This window comes from Methylobacterium sp. Leaf469 (assembly GCF_001424745.1).
Classification (GTDB): domain Bacteria; phylum Pseudomonadota; class Alphaproteobacteria; order Rhizobiales; family Beijerinckiaceae; genus Methylobacterium.
In genome coordinates this window covers 171642-189156 of the sequence record NZ_LMRE01000034.1, presented here as the reverse complement: position 1 = coordinate 189156, position 17515 = coordinate 171642, and the positions used below count along the sequence as shown (strand labels likewise).

Genomic DNA, 17515 nt, shown 5'->3' with positions numbered 1-17515 from the left:
CACGAGATCGTGGAGGTGGGGCCGACCGACTCAGGTCCGGGCCGCCAGGGCCTCGCGCACGGTGATGGCGACCGCATCGGTGCGTTCGGCAGCGACCACGTAGAGATCATCCGTATCGAGACCGGTCGTTTCCATATCGACATGCGGGGCATCGCTGGCGAAGACGATGCGCAGGTCGGGGCGCAGGGCGCGCGCCTCCAGGGCGAGCTGCACGCAGCCGAGTTCACCCGTGAGGCTGAGATCCGTGACGAGGACATCCACCGGCAGGCCGAGTGCCAGAACGGTCATGGCGTCCACACCGCAATCCACCGTCGTGGTTGCGTAGCCGGCACGGCGGATCTGAGCAGCAACGTCATCGCGCCAATGCTTCTGGCGCCCCGCTATCAGGACTTGGACGCCGTAGGCGCCACCGGACGAGGCGGCCTGTTCCATGGTCGAGACTCCCCATGCGCGCCTGGCCATACCGTGATCGACACCTCGAATGGGTTGCATTGCAACATGCTAAGCCACGCCGGGCCGGCGACACAAGCCCAACTCGCGCTTTCCAGCTGGTCACCGATGAGGCAATCCGCCAGCCGGTCGACTCGTTCCCCCAGGTACGCCGTTGACGGCGAGAGCCCCGTCGGGGCAACACCGCCCGGCCGCTCGATTCGACGCCCGGGATCACCCGCGCTCGAAGCGGCCGACAGCCGGAGACCGACCCCGATGGCATCCGCCAAGACCGTTCCCGTCTCGCCGCTGGCGCCCAAGCATCAGCCGGATCTCCCGGCCATCGCGGGCGTCGGTCTCGCCACGGCGCAGGCCGGCATCCGCTATTCCGGACGCACGGACGTGCTCTACGTCGCTCTTTCCGAGGGGACTGAGGCCGCCGGCGTGTTCACCCGCTCGCGCTGCCCCTCCGCCCCCGTGGATTGGTGCCGGCACGCCCTGGGGAGCCAAGGCGCACGCGCCCTCGTGGTGAATTCCGGCAACGCCAACGCCTTCACGGGCGCACGGGGCCGCGAGGCCGTGGAGCTGACCGCCGCCATCGCGGCGCGCGCGGCGGACTGCGCCTCCGAGGCGGTGTTCATCGCCTCGACGGGCGTCATCGGCGAGCCCCTCGACGCCACGAAGTTCGAGGGCGTGCTCGCCGATTGCGCCACCCGCACGGAGGGCGGTGCCGCCGCCTGGAGCGCGGCGGCCCAGGCGATCATGACCACCGATACGTTCCCGAAGCTCGCCACGCGCCAAGCCAGCATCGACGGCACGACGGTGACCCTCAACGGCATCGCCAAGGGCGCCGGCATGATCGCCCCCGACATGGCGACGATGCTGAGCTTCGCCTTCACCGACGCCGCCCTGCCGCAAGTGGTGCTGCAGGCGCTGCTCACCGCTGGAACCGTGAAAAGCTTCAACTGCGTGACGGTGGACGGCGACACCTCCACCTCCGACACCCTGATGCTGTTCGCGACGGGTGCTGCGGGCAACGCTGCCATCACCGACGCGGCCGACCCGCGCCTCGCCGACTTCCGGGACAAGCTCGACGATCTCCTGGTGGAATTGGCCCAGCTCGTGGCCAAGGACGGCGAGGGCGCGCGCAAGTTCGTCACCGTGCGGGTGGAAGGCGCCACCAGCGACGCCTCGGCCCATCGCATCGCCCTATCCATCGCCAACTCGCCCCTGGTGAAGACGGCGGTGGCCGGCGAGGACGCCAATTGGGGCCGGGTCGTCATGGCGGTGGGCAAGGCCGGCGAGCCCGCCGACCGCGACCGCCTCGCCATCTGGTTCGGCGATGTCCGGGTCGCCCGCGAGGGCGCCCGCGACCCGGATTACAGCGAGGATGCGGCGAGCGCCGTGATGCGCGAATCCGACATCGAGATCCGGGTCGAACTCGGCCTCGGCGACGGTACGGCCCGTGTGTGGACCTGCGATCTGACGCAGGGCTACATCGCCATCAACGGAGATTACCGCTCGTGAGCGCCCGCGTCGGCACCTTGGCGCTCGCCGCCCTCGCCGTTGCCTGGATCGCCCCTGCGGGCGCCGAGGAGGCGCCCACCCTGAAGGACGGTCGCATCCATGTCGTCGGGCGGGCAAGGGCCGAGACCGCGCCGGACTTCGCCTCCGTGGAGATCGGCGTCGAGGCCAAGGGCGCGACGCCAGCCGTCGCCCTCGATGCAGCGAGTTCCGCCGCCAAGGGGCTCATCGCGCTCGCCGAAACCTTCAAGGTGCCGGAGGCCGATATCGGCACCACGGCGGTGACCCTCCAGCCCGTGACCCGGAGCGTGCGCCAGCCCGACGGCAGCGTCAGCGAGCGGGCCGACGGCTACCGCGCCGCCAACACCATCCGCCTGCGGCTCGCCGACATGGGCCGCCTCGGCGATCTCATGCGCCGCGCCCTCGAGACCGGGGCCAACCGGATCGAGGGCGTCAGCTTTGGCCTGCGCGATCCCGACGCCGCCGAGGCGGCCGTGCGGGTCGCCGCCATGAAGGACGCGACCATGCAGGCGACGCGTCTGGCCGAAGCCGCCGGTGTCACCCTCGGGCGCGTCGTCGCCATCCGCTCGCCGGCCGAGGCCGGTTCGTCCCCCTATGCCCCGATGCCCGCCCCGATGGCGGTGCGCTCCAAAGGCCGGGGCGCCCCCGTGCCCCTCGTCGCCGGCACCATCGAGACGGCGGCCGACGTGTCGGCCACCTTCGCCATCGCGCCATGAGCGCCCCCGCACCCACGCCGTTGCGCATCCTCCTCGTCGTCGCCGTGGCCCTCGTCGATACGGACGGCCGGGTGCTCCTGGCCCAGCGCCCGCCGGGCAAGCAGCTCGCCGGCCTGTGGGAGTTCCCCGGCGGCAAGGTCGATCCCGGCGAACGTCCGGAGGAGACCCTGATCCGCGAACTGCACGAGGAACTCGGCATCGCCGTGAAGGAGGCCTGCCTCGCGCCGCTCACCTTCGCCAGCCACGCCTATCCCGATTTCCACCTCCTCATGCCCCTCTACGTCTGCCGGCGCTGGGACGGGATCCCGCGCTCCATGGAGGGGCAGGCCCTGAAATGGGTGCGCCCGCGCGACCTGAAGGACCAGCCGATGCCGCCCGCCGACGCGCCGCTGATCCCGTTCCTCGTCGATCTCCTGGGCCCCTGAAAGGGGCTCCGGGACCCTGAAAGGGACCCCGGGACCCTGAAGGGTCCCCGGGGCCTTGATGTCACAGGCATCCCGCGACATCGTGCGGGCCTGACCGGGAGGGCGATGCGAGTATGGCGCGCAAGGCGGCGACGAAGCAGGCGGCGCCCGAGTCGGCCGTAAAGCCGGCGGCCAAACCCAAGCGCGCCGCGCGAAAGACCGCGCCCAGTCCCGAGACCCTGACCGAGCTCGGCCTGGACCGGCTGATCCGCCTCGTCCTCGACGAGACCGGGCGCAACCCGGCCTTCAAGAAGCTGGTCACGGCGGCCGTGGCCGCGCTCCAGGGACCCGAAGCGGTGGCGGCCCTCATCGACCGGCGCCTCACCGCCCTGGAGCGGGCCGCCGGCTATATCGACTGGCAGAAGCGCCGCGCCTTCGCGGCCGACCTCGACGCCACGCTGACCACTATGGTGACCGAACTCGCCCCCCTCGACGCGCGGGCCGGCCTCGACCGGCTGGTGCGCTTCCTCGCCGCCGCGCCCGGCGTGCTGGAGCGGGTCGACGATTCGAACGGGCAGGTCCACGGCGTCTTCGACCGCGCAGCCGAGGCGGCGGCCGCCCTGGGCAAGAGCCTCGATCCCGCCGAAGCGGCGGCCTTCGCCCTGCGCCTCGTGCCGATGCTGGAGGCGGACGGCTACGGCCTTGTCGAGGATCTGCTCCATGGCCTGATCCCGGGGCTGCCCGAGACCGCCTGCGCCCGGCTCGACGCGGGTCTGGCCGAAGCCGTGCCGCCGCGCCCGGCCAAGGCGAAAGGCGCCCAGGCCTGGGGACAGCAGGTGGCGCGCGGCCGGACCTTACGCCTGCGCCAGATGCTGGCCGACCGGCGCAGCGACGTCGATGCCTTCGTCGCTCTGGAACGCGAAGTCGCGCCCGAGCGCCCTGATCGGACGGAGATCGCCGAACGCCTCCTCGGGGCCGGGCGCCTCGACGAGGCCCTCGACTGGGTGCGTCGCCCACAGAAGCGCGGTCTCGTCGTCGTCACCCGCGAGCAGATCGTCACCGGCCAATTCGACCCGGAAGCGCCCGACCGCGCCCGGATCGAACTCGAAATCCGCATCCTCGACGCCCTCGGGCGGGGCGCGGAGGCGCAAGGCCTGCGCTGGGGGCAGTTCGAGCGCAGTTTGGATGCCGGGATGCTCAGGGCGCACCTCGCCAAGCTGCCGGATTTCGAGGACGAGGAGGCCCTGGAGCGCGCCTTCGCCCACGCCGCCGCCCATCCCGACCCCTACCGCGCCCTGCACTTCTTCACCCATTGGCCCAAACCCGACCGGGCTGCGCGCCTCGTGGCCGCGCACACCTGGGACGGGGGCCGCTACGAAATCCTGGTGCCGGCGGCCGAGGCCCTGGAGGCCAGCGAGCCCCTGGCCGCCGCTCGGCTCTACCGCCTCCTCGTCGACGATATCCTGGAGCGCGGGCGCTCGGCCGCCTACGGGCACGGCGCGCGCCACCTCGCGACCCTGGACGCCCTCGACGCCCGCCTCGACCCCGGCGCCCTGGTGCCGGACCACGCGGCGTATCGCGCCGCCCTGCGCAAGACCCATGGCCGCAAGGCCGCGTTCTGGTCGCAGGTGCACGAGTGATGGTGCGCGAGTGATCCTGCGGCCGCTTGATCGAAGCGGCCGCAGGATCACGAAGCCCGCGCGGCGCTTGAGCGAAGCCCGAATCCGCAATCCCGAAGGGATCACCCGGATTTGCTCGGAGCCGCCGGCCCTTACGGCACGACTTCGATGGCATCGACCCGGTCGGGATAGAAGGCGAGGTGATCGCGGATTGCCGCGACCGCCGGATACGGGGCCTCGTAGCTCCACACGGCGTCGGGCCGTTCGGTGCCATCGACGGACAGGCCGAAATAGCTGGCGTCGCCCTTGTACGGGCAATGGCTCCGGCGAGAACTCGGCACGAAATGGCTCCAGATCGCGTCGCCGCGCGGGATGTACAGCACAGGCGGATAGGAGGCCTCGGTCAGGACCAGGGCGGCCCCGGTCTCGGCCACGGTCACGCCGGCGACCCGCACGCGGACCCGTCCGGCATGGGGCGCGAGGGTGATGGGATGCTCGGGGCTCGGCTGCTTCATGATGGACTTCCCATGGGATCGTGTTCCGTGGTGCCGAGCGCCTCGGCCAGCCGGGTGCGCGCACTGCCGGGCTTGAGCGGCACCTGCTGGCTCGCATGCGGTGCCCAGCCGGAGAGCCACAGGATCTCGAAGGTGGCGCGCACGCGCCCGTCCGGATCCGAGAAGCGCTCGGCGTAGAGTGCCGCCGCCCGCATCAGGGTGGCCCGACGCAGGGGGGTGCGACGGCGCTCGGTGAGCACGTTGGTCAGCCCCATGGCACGCAGGTCCCGCATGAGGGCGAAGGGATCACTGTAGCGCACCGTGAGCGTCTCGACGTCGGTCACCGGCAGGGCGAAGCCCGCCCGTTGCAGGAGGCTGCCCATCTCGCGCACCTCGGCGAAGGGCGCCACCCGGGGGCTGACCCCACCTTCGATCTCGCTCTCCGCTTGCCCGAAGGCTTGGCGCAGTTCCGTGAGGCTGCGCCCACCGAGGAGGCAGCCGACGAACAGCCCGTCCGGCTTCAAGGTCCGGCGCAACTGCGCCAGGGCGCCCGGCAGGTCGTTGACGTGCTGGAGGGCGAGAAGCGACACGGCGAGATCGAACGAGCCCGGCGCGAACGGCAAAGCCTCGGGATCACCCATCGAGAGCCCGACGCCCGGCACCGTCTCCGGACCGGGTGCGAGACGCAGAACCGTTTGACATCGTCCGCTCGTCCGCAAGCGCAGGGCGGCGTCCGGTGTCGGGGATCCGAGATCGAGAGCCCGGTCGAACCGGCGCAGCACCGCGCCCAGGCGGTCGTCCAAGTCGTCGATGGTTCGGGCAAGGAGGAAATCGGCGTAGCCGGCCCGTCGCGCGCGGGCGAGGCGCGTCCGGGCGAGGGCGGTGTCGAACAGGGGCGGCGGTCGCGTCATCGTATCCCGAGCATCAGGGTGATGTGCCCGAACATGGCGCTTCCCCCGCCCGGGGACCAGCGCTTGCGGCGACGGAACGCCGAGGCCGCCCCGGATGTTCTCAGTCTCACACGTTCACCGGAAGGCAGTATCGCCATGAGATCCATTCTGTTCGGGACAGTTCTGACCGTCGCTGCCCTGGTCGGCACCTCCGGCGCAGAGGCGAAGGGCTGCCTCAAGGGCGCCGTCGTCGGTGGTGTCGCCGGTCATGTCGCCGGCCACGGCGTCCTTGGCGCGGCCGCCGGTTGCGCCGTCGGTCGCCATCAGGCGAACAAGCGCGACCGTCAGCAGCAGACCCCGCCGCCCGCCCGCTGAAGACCGGCCGCGACCGCCCACAAGGCGGTCGCCCTGGAAGGGAGGACGGCGTAGGCTGCACGGCATGGTTGCCGTCCTCCGCCGCGTCCTCGCTGGCCTGCGTGCCGCTCGGGGCATCGCCCTGGGCCTCGTCTATCCACCGATCTGCCCGGGTTGCGGAGCCGCCACAGCCCAGCCTCACGCCCTTTGCCCCGCTTGCTGGTCGCAGCTGAGGCTCATCGAACGGCCCTATTGCCAGCGTCTCGGCACACCTTTCGCCGTCGATCACGGGACAGGGCCGCTGCTCTCGCCCCGCGCCATGGCGGACCCACCGGTCTTCGGCCGGGTCCGGGCGGCGGTGCTCTACGATGGTATCGCCCGCGATCTCGTCCATCGCCTCAAGTACGACGACCGCCTCGATCTTGCGCCGACGCTCGCCCGGATGATGGCAGGTGCCGGCGCCGAACTCGTCCGAGAGGCCGATTGCCTCGTGCCGGTGCCGCTGCACCGCTGGCGCCTCTGGCGCCGCCGCTTCAATCAGGCGGCTCTTCTCGCCCAGGGGCTCTCCACGCTCACGGGGCTACCCGTCGAAGTGCAGGCCCTCGCCCGCGTGAAGGCGACGCGCTCTCAGGTCGGTCTCTCCCGGGCCGCCCGGGCGCGCAATCTCCAGGGTGCCTTCCGGGTGCCGGAGGCCGCCCGGCCGAGGCTCCAGGGCCGGCGCGTGCTTCTCATCGACGATGTCACCACCACCGGAGCCACGGCCAACGCCGCCTCGCGCGTGCTCCTGCGCGCCGGAGCGGCCAAGGTCGACGTGCTCACCTTCGCCCTGGTGGCGGGCGAGGCCCTCTGATCGTGAGACGAAAACGGAGGCCCGAAGGCCCCCGAATCGTGCTTCCGCCTCTGCTTCAGGCGGTGACGGGATCGAGACGCCTCGCCTTGGCGGCCTCGGGCGACGCCGGCTCCAGCACCTTGCCGCGCGGACCGACCCAGGCGCCGACCCACTTGCGCTGCCACAGGAGCAGGCAGCCGAGCACCACCGCGGCGAAGGCGGCGTAGCCGACGAAGCCGTAGGCGAACGAGCCGGTATACTGCTTCGACAGGCCCATGACGTTGGGCAGGATCGCGCCGCCGAGAGCGCCCACTTCGCCGATCATCGAGCCGGCCACGGCGGTGTTGGCCGGCCAGCGCAGGGGCACGAGCTGGAACAGGGCGCCGTTGCCGGCCCCGAGGGCGGCAAAGCACAGCATGAACAGGAGCGTGGTGACGACGAGGGACGGCGTCGCGGTCAGCAGCAGGAACGACGCGACGGCGGCGAGCAGCACCACGGACAGGACGAGGATGCCGCCCATGCGATCGGCGTAGTAGCCGCCCACCACCCGGATACCCGAGCCCATCAGGGCGGCCAGCATGGTCAGGCGCCCGGCCTCGACCTTGGTGACGCCGAACTGCTCGTAGAAGAACGTCGGTAGGAAGTTCGACAGGCCGATGAAGCCGCCGAAGGTGATGATGTAGATGAGGTTGAACGACCAGCCGTCCTTTTGGAACAGGCAGGCGATGTGCTCCTTGAACGACTGGTGCTCGGCATCCGGCGGCTCCTTGGCGAAAAGGATCATCACCACGAGGGGGATCGCCATGACGCAGCCGGCAAACCCGTAGACCGTCTGCCAGCCATAGGCCTGGGCCAGCGGCGGCGCGAACAGCACGGCGAGCACGGTGCCGGAATTGCCGGCCCCCGCGATGCCCATAGCCAAGCCCTTGTGTTCCTTGGGGAACCAGCCCGACCCCAGCGACAGGGCGACACCGAACGAGGCGCCGGCGATGCCGAGGAGCACGCCCATGGCGAGCACGTCGTTGTAGGTGTGGACGAAGAAGAACCCGTAGGCCATCGCCGCCATGATGATCGACATCTCGGTCACCGCGGCGTTCTTGCGGCCGATATACTGGGCGAGGATGCCCAGCGGAAAACGCATGATCGCGCCGGCCAGGATCGGCAGCGAGATCATGAACCCGGTCTGGGCCGGGCTGAGCCCGTAGGTTTCGGTGATGAACGGCCCCATGGCGCCGTTCAGGACCCAGATCGCGAAGCAGAAATCGAAGTATAGGAACGCGGCGAACAGGGTCGGGGGGTGACCGGATTTCATCACGGTTTTGAAACTGGCCATGGAGTGCTCGTCTCGAGGTTCGCGGGTCCGCGCGGCGCGCGGTCGCTGATGCCAAGGGATTCGGACTCGCGCCGTCCGCCTCGCGGGGCGCCGTTGCCCTGCCTGCCGCCGTGACGGCAACGGGAACGAGAAAGCATCGGCCGTGCCAGACTTGAGACGAGCGGTCGAGCGTCCACGGCGAGGGCCGCGGCCGCGGCCGCGCCGACCACCGGCCGCGAAGCGTTGGCGATGCGGTCCAACCCGCAGGCTGCCTAGTTCGTGGGCATCCCGCCATCCACGATCCGCACGACACTGCGGCCGTTGCCCCGCTTCTCGACCCGCACCTGCACGGCGATGCGCTCGATCATCGCCGCCACGTGGGTGATGACGCCGACCTTGCGGCCCCGTCCCTGCAGCGTTTCGAGGGCATCGACGGCGAGATCCAGGGTCTCGGCATCGAGGGAGCCGAAGCCTTCGTCGATGAACAGGGTGTCGACGAACGAATCCCGACCCTCCAGGCCCGACAGGGCGAGCGCCAGGGCGAGGGAGACGAGGAAGCGCTCGCCGCCCGACAGGCTGCGGGTGGCCCGCAGGTGGTCACCCATGTCGCGGTCGAGGACATGGAGCGCCAGATCCGTCGTGGTGCCGCGCGCGAGGCGGTAGCGTGGACTCAAGGCCGCGAGCTGCGCGTTGGCGAGGTGGACGAGGTGCTCCAGGGTCACGCCCTGAGCGAAACGCCGGAACTTGTCGCCGCCCGCGGAGCCGACGGCGTCGTTCACCGCGTCCCAGGTCTCGAAGACGGCCCGCGCCGCGCCGATCTCCTCGCCCAGGCCGGCGGCCTGGGCGCGCGCCGCGTCGTCGCGGGCGAGATCCGCCGCGATGGCGCCGAGGCGCTGCTGGTGCTGCGCGATGGCTTCCGCGCCCGCTTCCGCTTCGGCCCGGGTCGCGGCGACATCGATCTCCGGCGTCGCGCCATGCGCGTCGCGGTCGGCGCGGCGGGTGGCGAGGGCGGTGGTGGCGGCCTCGACGTCCCGGTCGCGTTGATCCGCGTCCCGCCGCAGGCCAGCTCGAATCGCAGGGTCCTGCGTGAGCAGGGCGACGACTGCCTCGGGCATCCGCGTCCCGCATGCCGTGGCGAAGGCGGCGCGGGCCGCCGTGTGGCGGGCGATGGCGGTCTCCCTCCGGGCGGTCGCGTGTTCGGCGGAGCTGCGCGCGCCGGCAAGGTCCGCGAGGGCCGACGCATGGGCCTCCGCCGCGGCCTTGAGGGTATTCTGCGCCGCGAGCCGGTCGTTGTTGATCCGGCTGCGATGGACGCTCGTGTCCTCGCCATCGAGGAGAGGCGCGCGCCGTGCCCGGGCCTCGGCGAGGGCTGCCATCCGGCCGGTGAGGGCGGCTCGCGCGGTCTCGCGGATCGACTGGGCGCCGACGAGGGCCGATACGGCGCTGGCTTTCTTTTCCGAGAGGGTGCGGACTTCGGCCTCGAGCGCGAGGCGGCGTTCGCCGAGAGCCCGGTGCTGCGCGACCGCCGCCGCCACCCGGCGCACGGCCGCCGCGCCGTCGCAGTCGAGGTCGGCCAGGGTCAAGTCGGCCGCTGCGAGGGCCGAGGCGGCCTCGCGCCCGAGGGATTCGATGCGTTCCGCCAAGCCCTCGGCACGGGTCCGCGCCCCCTCGGCGGCGAGTTCGGCCGCCTGGACGGTGGTGCGCGCCTCGGTGACCGACGTCCCCGCCGTTTCCATCGACGCTCCGGCCGCCTCGGCGGCCCGGCCGAGAGTCTCGATGTCGCCGCGCAGGCTTTCCGCCGCATCCAACGTCCCCCTCGACGCCTCGCGGGCTTGGCGCGCCGCCGCCGCCAGGGCCGTGAGGGCATCCGTGGCGAGCCGCACCGGAACCGGTAGGGCGATTCCGGCGCCGGTGCTGCCTGCCACCAGGGCCGGACGCAGCACCTCGTAGGCGCTGGCGATGCCGTCGAGGTTGGTCCGCGCGGTTGCCCCCGCCCGGAGGGCTTCAGCGTGGCGGGCCGCCGCCGCCGCCGCGGCCCCGGCCGCACGCGCACGCGCAGCGCCGGCTCGCGCGAGGGCTTCCTCGAGTTCGGCACGGCGGGCGCGCAATGTTTCCGCATGTCGGCTCAAGGCATCGTCCGCATGGGCGTGCGGATGGTCGATGCCGCCGCAGACCGGGCAGGGTTCGCCTGCGGCGAGGAGACTGCGCAGCTGGGCCGCCCGCTCCGACACGCTGGCCTCGGCGCGCTCGGCCATGGCGGCGACTTCACGGCGCCCGCCCATGGCTTCGGCCTCGTCCCGTTGGGCCGAGGCTCCCTCGGTCTCCGCCATCAGCGCCGCCTGCCCGGCCGCCTCGGCCTCGGCCTCCGCCGCCGCCGCCTCTCGGACCGCTTCGGCATGGCGTCGGGCCAGGGGCAGCGCCTCGCGCAGGGCGTCCGAAACCTCGTCGAGCACGGCCGACCGCCGGCGGGCGGCCGGCTCGTCGAGGGCCGCGAGACCGGCCAAACGCTCCGCGCGCTGCGCCAGGGTCCGGGTGCGCGCCTCCCGAGCGTCGCGGATCTGCACTTCGGCTTCGGCGATCACGCGGGCTCCGCGTTCCGCCTCGGCTTTCGCCCGCTCCCGCTCCGAGATCGTCGTGGCGAGCTGTGACCGCAGGGCGGCGCGCTTCGCGAACAGGCCCGTGACCTCCTCGGCCCGGCCAGCGAGATACGCACCACCCCGATCCGCGTCGTGCCGGGCCGCCACCTCGGCGCGGGCGGCCTCCGCCGCATCGTGGCGCTGACGCAGATCGGACAGTTCGGCCTCGACGGCCTCCGCCCTACCGGTGGCGGCCTCGGCCCCGGTCTCGGCCTGCGCGGCCTCGCGGGTCGATTCGACGATCACGACGTCGAGCTGTGCCGCCTCGGTCCAGACGGGCGCGAACGCCTTGAACAAAGTCTCGGCCGCTTCGTCCGCCATCCGCGCCCGGCCTTGGACCTCCGTCGCCGCCGCGGCACGGGTCTCGGCTTCGGCGAGCCGCGCGCGCGTCATCGTCAGGTCGATGTCGGCGGCCTCCACCTCGGCCCGCGTGGTGGCGACGGCATCGGAGACCGTGCGCAAGGACTCGACGGCATCGAGCTCCGTCAGCTGCCGCCTGTCGGCCACCGCCGCCGCCTCGGCGGCCTGGGCCTCGCTGAGCCGGGTTTCCGCGGCGGCGACCTGAAGCCGGGCCTCGGCGAGGCGGGCGGCGCCGTCGAGGGCGGCCCGGAGCGCGGCTTGGTGGTCCGACAGGTTCGCGAGGGTTTTCGCGATGGCGGCACGCTCTGTGCCGATCCGTTCCCGCGCTTCGGTGTCGAGGAGCCCGACGGCGTCGCGGCGGGTCTCAAGGATCTTCAGGGCGGCGCGCTCGGCCTCGGCGCCTGCGTGAACCCGCTTCGAGATCTCCGTGTAAATGCCCGTGCCGGTGATCTTTTCGAGGAGTTCGCCACGCTCGCCCTCGGCCGCCAGCAGGAAGGCGTCGAACTCGCCCTGCGCCAGGAGCACGGTCCGGCGGAACTGGTCGAAGGTGAGGTCCGTCAACGCCTCGACGGCAGCCGTCACGGCGGTCTTCTTGCCCCCCTCCACGGCACTGCCGTCGGCGAGGCGGTGCAGGGTGCGCCGGTCGGCCTGGAGGCGCCCGTCCGCCTTGCCCCGGGCGCGGATCGTTTCCCAGCGCACCCGATAGGCGACGCCGTCCTGGCCGACGAAATCCACTTCCGCCCAGCCCTGCGCCGCCCCGCGCCGCAGGATGGCGCGTCCGTCGCTCGAACTGACGGCTTCGCCGCTGGGGTCCGGTGTATCCTCCCGCCGTCCCGAGGCGACCCGCGGATAGCGCCCGTAGAGCGCGAGGCACAGGGCGTCGAGGATGGTCGACTTGCCCGCGCCGGTCTCGCCCGTGATGGCGAAGATGCCTGTGGCGGCGATGGGGCCGCTCGCGAGATCGATGTCGAAGGGAGCCGCGAGGCTCGCGAGGTTCTCGCCCCGGATCGCGAGGATACGCAAACGCTGTCACCTGAAGCGGGGGATGGACGGCCCCTGTTCTAGGCCGCCGCGTGCGGCGTGTCCCCCCGGCGGGTCCTGCGGGCTGAGGATAACCGGGCCTGGCGGCCCCGCGTTCAGCCGTCGGCCTGGAACGCCGCCAGGGGGGCGGTGATGCCGCAGGTCACGCCGGTGGGCGGGTAGGCCAGGGCGATGGTGCCGCCGACCTGCCCGGCCAGACCCCGCTCGATGAAGCGCGAGCCGAAGCCCTTGCGGGCCGGTGGCGTCACGGCCGGTCCGCCGATCTCCTGCCAGGAAAAGGTGAGCTGGTCCGCGTCGTCCGCATACTCCACCGACCAGCGGATCGCGACATGGCCGGTCTCGCGGGAGAGGGCACCGTACTTGGCCGCGTTGGTGGCGAGTTCGTGCAGCATCAGGGCCAGCGACAGGGCGGGCTTCGCCCCGATCTCGAGGTCGGGACCGTCGAGCCGGAAGCGTCCCGGCCGGTCCTCGTGCAGTTTGAGGGCGCCGCGGACCACGGGGCCGATGAGGGTCGAGCCGAGGGCTCCGCCCATGAGCAGGTCGTGGGCCTGTCCGAGGGCGATGAGGCGGCCGGCCAGCACCTCCTTGGCCGTGTCCACGTCGACGGCCGAGCGCATGGTCTGGGTGGCGATGGACTGCACCATCGCGAGCAGGTTCTTCATCCGGTGGCTGAGTTCGCGGTTGAGGAGTTCCTGCTCCTCCTCCGCCCGCAGGCGCGCCAGTGCCACGCGGGTCCGGTCGACGATGTTGCGGGCGAAATCGACGAGATCCGCGGTCCACGCCCGGACCCGGTCGTCCTGCAGGCAGAACACCGCCACCATGCGCCCGCGCTCCATCAGCGGGATGTTGATCATGCTTCGGACGCCGAGGCTGGCCAACACGTCCGTGTGCCCCGCCGTGCGCGGGTCCGTCGTCACGTCCGTGATGACGACGTCCTGCCCGCCCTGCAGCTCCGCGAGATAGGTGCCGTAATCGGAAAAGCGATACCGGCCCTCGCGTCCGACGACGCCCGGCCGGCTCCAGTCCCGGGCGATGTCGAGGTGTTCCTGGGTCGGATCGATGGACCCGTAGGCTGCCCGGGCAAGGCCCAGGGTCCGCCCGGCGATCTCGGCGGCCGTGTACGCGATGGCGACGGGATCCTGCACGTCGCGGAGGCGGTCGCCGAGTTCGACGAAGGCGGATTGGCGCTCCTCGGCGCGCTTGCGCTCGGTGATGTCGATGGAGGCGCCCGGCAGCCGCAGGGGGGTGCCGTCGGTGTCGCGCACGAGGCGCCCGCGCGCCAGCAGCCAGCGATGCCCGCCATCGGCTTGGACGATACGATACTCGCAGGCGAAGTCGTCTCCCTGCGCGCCGGCTCCTTCGGTCGCGGATCCCCCAGCCGCGAGTCCCCCAGTCGTGAGTGCCTCACTCCCACTCGCAAGTCCCTCACGCTGAAGTCCCGCCGTATCGAGCCGCCCGGTTCCCGTGCCGGCGAGCATCCGGTCCAGTTCCGCCTGGAACGCCGGCAGGTCGTCGGGGTGGAAATTGCGTACGTAATCCTCGATCGGCGCGCCCCGAGCGGCCCGTTCCTCGTCGACGGCGTAGATGCGTGCGAAATTCGCGTCGGCGTAGACCGTGTCGGTGGCGAGATCCCAGTCCCAGGTGCCGATCAGGCCGGCGGCGTCGAGGGCGAGTGCGAGGCGCTCCTCGCTGCGGCGCAGGCGCAGGCCGGTGGCCTTGTGCTCGGTGATGTCGGTGACGGTGAGGACGGCACCACCGACCACGCCGTCCTCGACGATCGGTGCGTTGGAGGTGATCACGTCGAGGGGCGTGCCGTCGCGGCGGAAGAACACCGTCTCGCGGTGGCGCAGGGCCACGCCCGCCTCCAGGGCCTGCACCACGGCGCAATCCCCGCGGGGAAAAGGGCGGCCGTCGGCGTGGTGGTGATGGGCGGTCGCGTGGAGGTTGCGCCCGATCAGGGTGCCGGCCGGCCAGCCGAGCATCGCCTCGGCGGCCGGGTTGGCGAAGGTGATGGTGTCGTCGGCCGAGAGGCGGAACACCGCTTCGCTGAGATGATCGGTCACGGTCTGGAGCAGGGCGGTCTGCTGGCGCAGGGCCTCGTCGGCCCGGCGCTGCGCGGTGCGGTCCCGCAGGATCTTGACGTAGCCCTCATGGGCACCGTCCTCGCCCTTGAGCGGCATCATCTCGCCCATGGCCCAGAAGCGCGAACCGTCCTTGCGCAGGTGCCAGCGCTCGTCGCTGGCCCGGCCCATCTCCCGGGCCAGACGCATCTCGCGCGCCGGCGTGTCCCTGGCCCGATCCTCGGGCACGAAGATGCGATCGGCGGCCACGCCCCGCATCTCGGCCTCGCTCCAGCCGAGGATGCGCTGCGCTCCGATGTTCCAGCTCGTGACGCGGCCGTCGAGGTCCGTGGCGAGGATGCCGTAATCGACGGCGCTCTCGATGATCGCCGCGTTGAGACGCTCCCGCGCGCGGCGTTCCTTGAGGGCCCGGCGCAATTCGAGCTGCGCCATCACCTGGCGCGCCAGGGTGGTGAGGAGGAAGCCTTGGGCCTCCGTGAGGCTGCGCGGTTGCGTATCGAGGACGCACAGGGTGCCGATGGCGACGCCCTCCGCCGTGATGAGCGGCATCCCGGCATAGAACCGCACGAAGGGCGCGCCGGTCACGAGGGGGTTTCCCGCCGTTCGCGGATCGCGCGCGGTGTCGGGAACGACGAAGAGGTCGCGCTGGCGTACGGCGTGGGCGCAGATGGATTGGGCCAGGGGCGGCTCTGGACCGTCGAAGCCGACGGCGGCCTTGAACCATTGCCGATCGGCCTCGAGCAGGACGATCAGCGAGACCGGCATGCCGAGGGCCAGGGAAGCGGCCTTGACGAGGTCGTCGAAGGCCTCCTCGGTGGGAGTGTCGAGGATGTCGTATTGAGCGAGGGCGTTGCGGCGGGCCTCGACCTCGTGCTGCTGTGCGGCCTCGTCGTTGGGCGAACTCATCGGGCTCTCATTCGCGGGCGGCAGACCGAATCAGGCATTGCCCGCATCACTCGGCGCTGGCCGATGGCGCCTTGTGCTGTCTTCCTACGCGAAAACGGTCCGTGCATGCTACCGCGCGGGGCGTGCCGCGAAAGACAATTCGGCGTCCCCTCGTCTCCTGCGAGCGCCGATGAAGCGCTCATACGCCCGTCTCAGCCGGCCGTCGCCATGCCTTCCGCCTCGGCCCGGGCGCGGTGGAACACGGCGAGATGTTCCGGGCCGGGTGCTTCGCCCCGGGTGCGGGCGAAGGCGAGGCGGAACAGTTCCTCCGGGTCGCGTTCGGCGAGACGCACGAGGTTCGGGCCCGCCGTCGCTTGAGTCTCGAGGCCCTCGGGCAGGGGCGCCACCCGCACGTCGACCACGCGAACGGGGAAGCCGTCGGCGATGCGGTCGATCTCGGCGCGGTAGCCGGCGCCGAGGCCGTGCCGCGCAAGGCGAACTTGAACGAAGGGCCGTTCATCCAAGGGGTGATCCGCCGGGAGACCGAGGTCCCGCACGAGGATGGTGAGGTGGTCGCTGAGGTCCCCGAGGCGCATGTCTCCCGAGGCCGGCACGCGCAGGAAGGGCAGGGGGCGCGGGATCGGGATGAGTTCGATGTGGGCCGGCCCGTCGCCCAAGGTCACAAGGGTGACCGCGTGGGCATAGGGCTGCTCGGCGGCCGAGAGCGGGATCAGGGAACCGGAATAGCGAACGCTGTCGCGCCCGATCCGCTGCGCCTTGTGCAGGTGCCCGAGGGCGACGTAGCGCGCGTCCTCCGGGAATACGTCGGCCGGCACGGCATGCTCGCCGCCCACGAGGATGCGCCGCTCGGCCCCTTCCGATTCGAGGCCGCCGGCCACGTGCAGATGCCCGGTGACCACGAGCGGCAGACCCGACAGGTGGGGGCGGGCCGCCGAGAACAGGTGTTCGTAGAGGGTCCGAACGGCCCCGACGATGGGCGAGCCGCCACCCTCCGTCGCCCTCTGGAGCGGGGGCAGGCAGGCCGCCGTGGGATAGGAGACCGCGAGCACCTGCGCGGCGATCTCGCCGCCGCGCCGCAGGGGTACGAGATGGTGCTGCAGGTCGACCACGCCGTCGCGGCGGCGCACGTTGCCGACCACGTGGACCCCGATGGCCTCCAGGAGCGGACGCGGCGCCTCCAAACGGCCGGCGGCATCGTGGTTGCCCGCCGTGATCACGATGGTCATCCCTGGCCGCGCCCGGTTCAGGCGCATGAGGACCTCGTAGAACAGGCGTTGGGATTCGCCCGACGGATTCTGGCTGTCGAACACGTCGCCGGCCACCACGAGGGCATCGACTTCGCGTTCGGCGACGATCCGTTCGAGATGGGCGAACGCGAGGGCATGCTCGCGCATGCGGCCGTAGCCGCGCAGGGTCTGCCCGATATGCCAGTCGCCCGTATGCAGGACGCGGATCACGCGCGAACTCCGGGGCGGGTCAGCCCACCCGATCGAGGATGGCGAGCCTACGCCCGCCGGACCGAAGGGAGGCTTGTAGCGGCACGCGCGTCCGGATTCGAGGGGTGGGCCCGGCGTCGTCCCCACCTCGCCGCTGTTCGATGAACCCGGCGTAGCCTCAGGGGCTTCGGTGCACGCTCACCGGCACGTGGTGACGGTCCGCACCGTCCAGCCTTCGCCCGCCCGCCACAGCTTGCGCCGGGCCTGGGTGCAGGCCAGGGGTTCCGGCTCGGCCGAGGTCCATGCGGTGCTCGGCCCATCCGGGCGGGCGGGGCCTGCCGGGGGACCATTTCGGCCCGGCCCAGCCGCCTCGGCCGGCAAGGTGCCGAGGAGGACGCCAAAGAGAGCGAGGAAGGAGAGCGGAAGGCGCGCAAAGGCCGGCACGGGGAGTGATCCATCATGG

General features: G+C 71.9%; 14 protein-coding genes. 6 read left to right on the top strand and 8 right to left on the bottom strand.

All coding sequences use genetic code 11. The features are described from left to right. Positions 1-30: 30 nt before the first annotated feature. A complete protein-coding gene (locus ASG60_RS14930; protein WP_056386414.1) occupies positions 31-432 on the bottom strand; it encodes a hypothetical protein in 402 nt (133 codons plus the stop codon). 273 nt (positions 433-705) lie between these two features. Here ASG60_RS14930 and argJ point away from each other — a divergent pair, with 273 nt between their 5' ends. The 4 genes from argJ (at position 706) to ASG60_RS14910 (ending at position 4734) form a co-directional block, all read left to right on the top strand. Beyond that, on the top strand, positions 706-1956 hold the full coding sequence (gene argJ, locus ASG60_RS14925; protein ID WP_056386412.1) for a bifunctional glutamate N-acetyltransferase/amino-acid acetyltransferase ArgJ: 1251 nt from the start codon (positions 706-708) through the stop codon (positions 1954-1956). After that, positions 1953-2690, top strand: coding sequence for an SIMPL domain-containing protein (locus ASG60_RS14920; RefSeq protein ID WP_244476683.1), 738 nt, complete (start codon positions 1953-1955; stop codon positions 2688-2690). The genes argJ and ASG60_RS14920 overlap by 4 nt, the downstream gene beginning before the upstream one ends. After that, positions 2687-3115: a (deoxy)nucleoside triphosphate pyrophosphohydrolase gene (locus tag ASG60_RS14915; protein WP_056176544.1), complete on the top strand. Its 429-nt coding sequence runs from the start codon at positions 2687-2689 to the stop codon at positions 3113-3115. The genes ASG60_RS14920 and ASG60_RS14915 overlap by 4 nt, the downstream gene beginning before the upstream one ends. A 113-nt stretch (positions 3116-3228) precedes the next feature. Next, positions 3229-4734: a DUF6880 family protein gene (locus ASG60_RS14910; protein WP_056386410.1), complete on the top strand. Its 1506-nt coding sequence runs from the start codon at positions 3229-3231 to the stop codon at positions 4732-4734. Between the two features lie 131 nt (positions 4735-4865). Here ASG60_RS14910 and ASG60_RS14905 read toward each other — a convergent pair whose 3' ends face one another. Both ASG60_RS14905 and ASG60_RS14900 read right to left on the bottom strand, forming a co-directional pair. Beyond that, a complete protein-coding gene (locus tag ASG60_RS14905; RefSeq protein ID WP_056305527.1) occupies positions 4866-5228 on the bottom strand; it encodes a DUF427 domain-containing protein in 363 nt (120 codons plus the stop codon). Next, entirely contained in the window at positions 5225-6118 is an 894-nt protein-coding gene (locus ASG60_RS14900; protein ID WP_056176560.1) for a methyltransferase domain-containing protein, read from the bottom strand. The genes ASG60_RS14905 and ASG60_RS14900 overlap by 4 nt, the downstream gene beginning before the upstream one ends. Before the next feature lie 135 nt (positions 6119-6253). Between ASG60_RS14900 and ASG60_RS14895 the strand changes: the two genes are divergently transcribed. After that, a complete protein-coding gene (locus ASG60_RS14895) occupies positions 6254-6472 on the top strand; it encodes a hypothetical protein (RefSeq protein ID WP_056176563.1) in 219 nt (72 codons plus the stop codon). Between the two features lie 64 nt (positions 6473-6536). Further along, a complete protein-coding gene (locus tag ASG60_RS14890) occupies positions 6537-7301 on the top strand; it encodes a ComF family protein (protein WP_056268005.1) in 765 nt (254 codons plus the stop codon). A gap of 55 nt (positions 7302-7356) precedes the next feature. Here ASG60_RS14890 and ASG60_RS14885 read toward each other — a convergent pair whose 3' ends face one another. From ASG60_RS14885 to ASG60_RS14865, 5 genes are all read right to left on the bottom strand, one after another. Further along, positions 7357-8613 carry an MFS transporter gene (locus ASG60_RS14885; RefSeq protein ID WP_056176569.1) on the bottom strand — a complete coding sequence of 419 codons (1257 nt, stop codon included), beginning with the start codon at positions 8611-8613 and terminating at the stop codon, positions 7357-7359. A gap of 251 nt (positions 8614-8864) precedes the next feature. Next, positions 8865-12611 carry an AAA family ATPase gene (locus ASG60_RS14880; RefSeq protein WP_056386408.1) on the bottom strand — a complete coding sequence of 1249 codons (3747 nt, stop codon included), beginning with the start codon at positions 12609-12611 and terminating at the stop codon, positions 8865-8867. A gap of 113 nt (positions 12612-12724) precedes the next feature. After that, positions 12725-15616: a PAS domain S-box protein gene (locus tag ASG60_RS14875; RefSeq protein WP_056176574.1), complete on the bottom strand. Its 2892-nt coding sequence runs from the start codon at positions 15614-15616 to the stop codon at positions 12725-12727. Positions 15617-15807: 191 nt separating this feature from the next. Further along, complete coding sequence (locus tag ASG60_RS14870; RefSeq protein ID WP_056360490.1) at positions 15808-17073, bottom strand: exonuclease SbcCD subunit D; 1266 nt, start codon at positions 17071-17073, stop codon at positions 15808-15810. 177 nt (positions 17074-17250) lie between these two features. Beyond that, positions 17251-17496 (bottom strand): hypothetical protein, encoded by a 246-nt coding sequence (locus ASG60_RS14865; protein ID WP_056360487.1) that lies wholly within the window; start codon positions 17494-17496, stop codon positions 17251-17253. Positions 17497-17515: the final 19 nt, after the last annotated feature.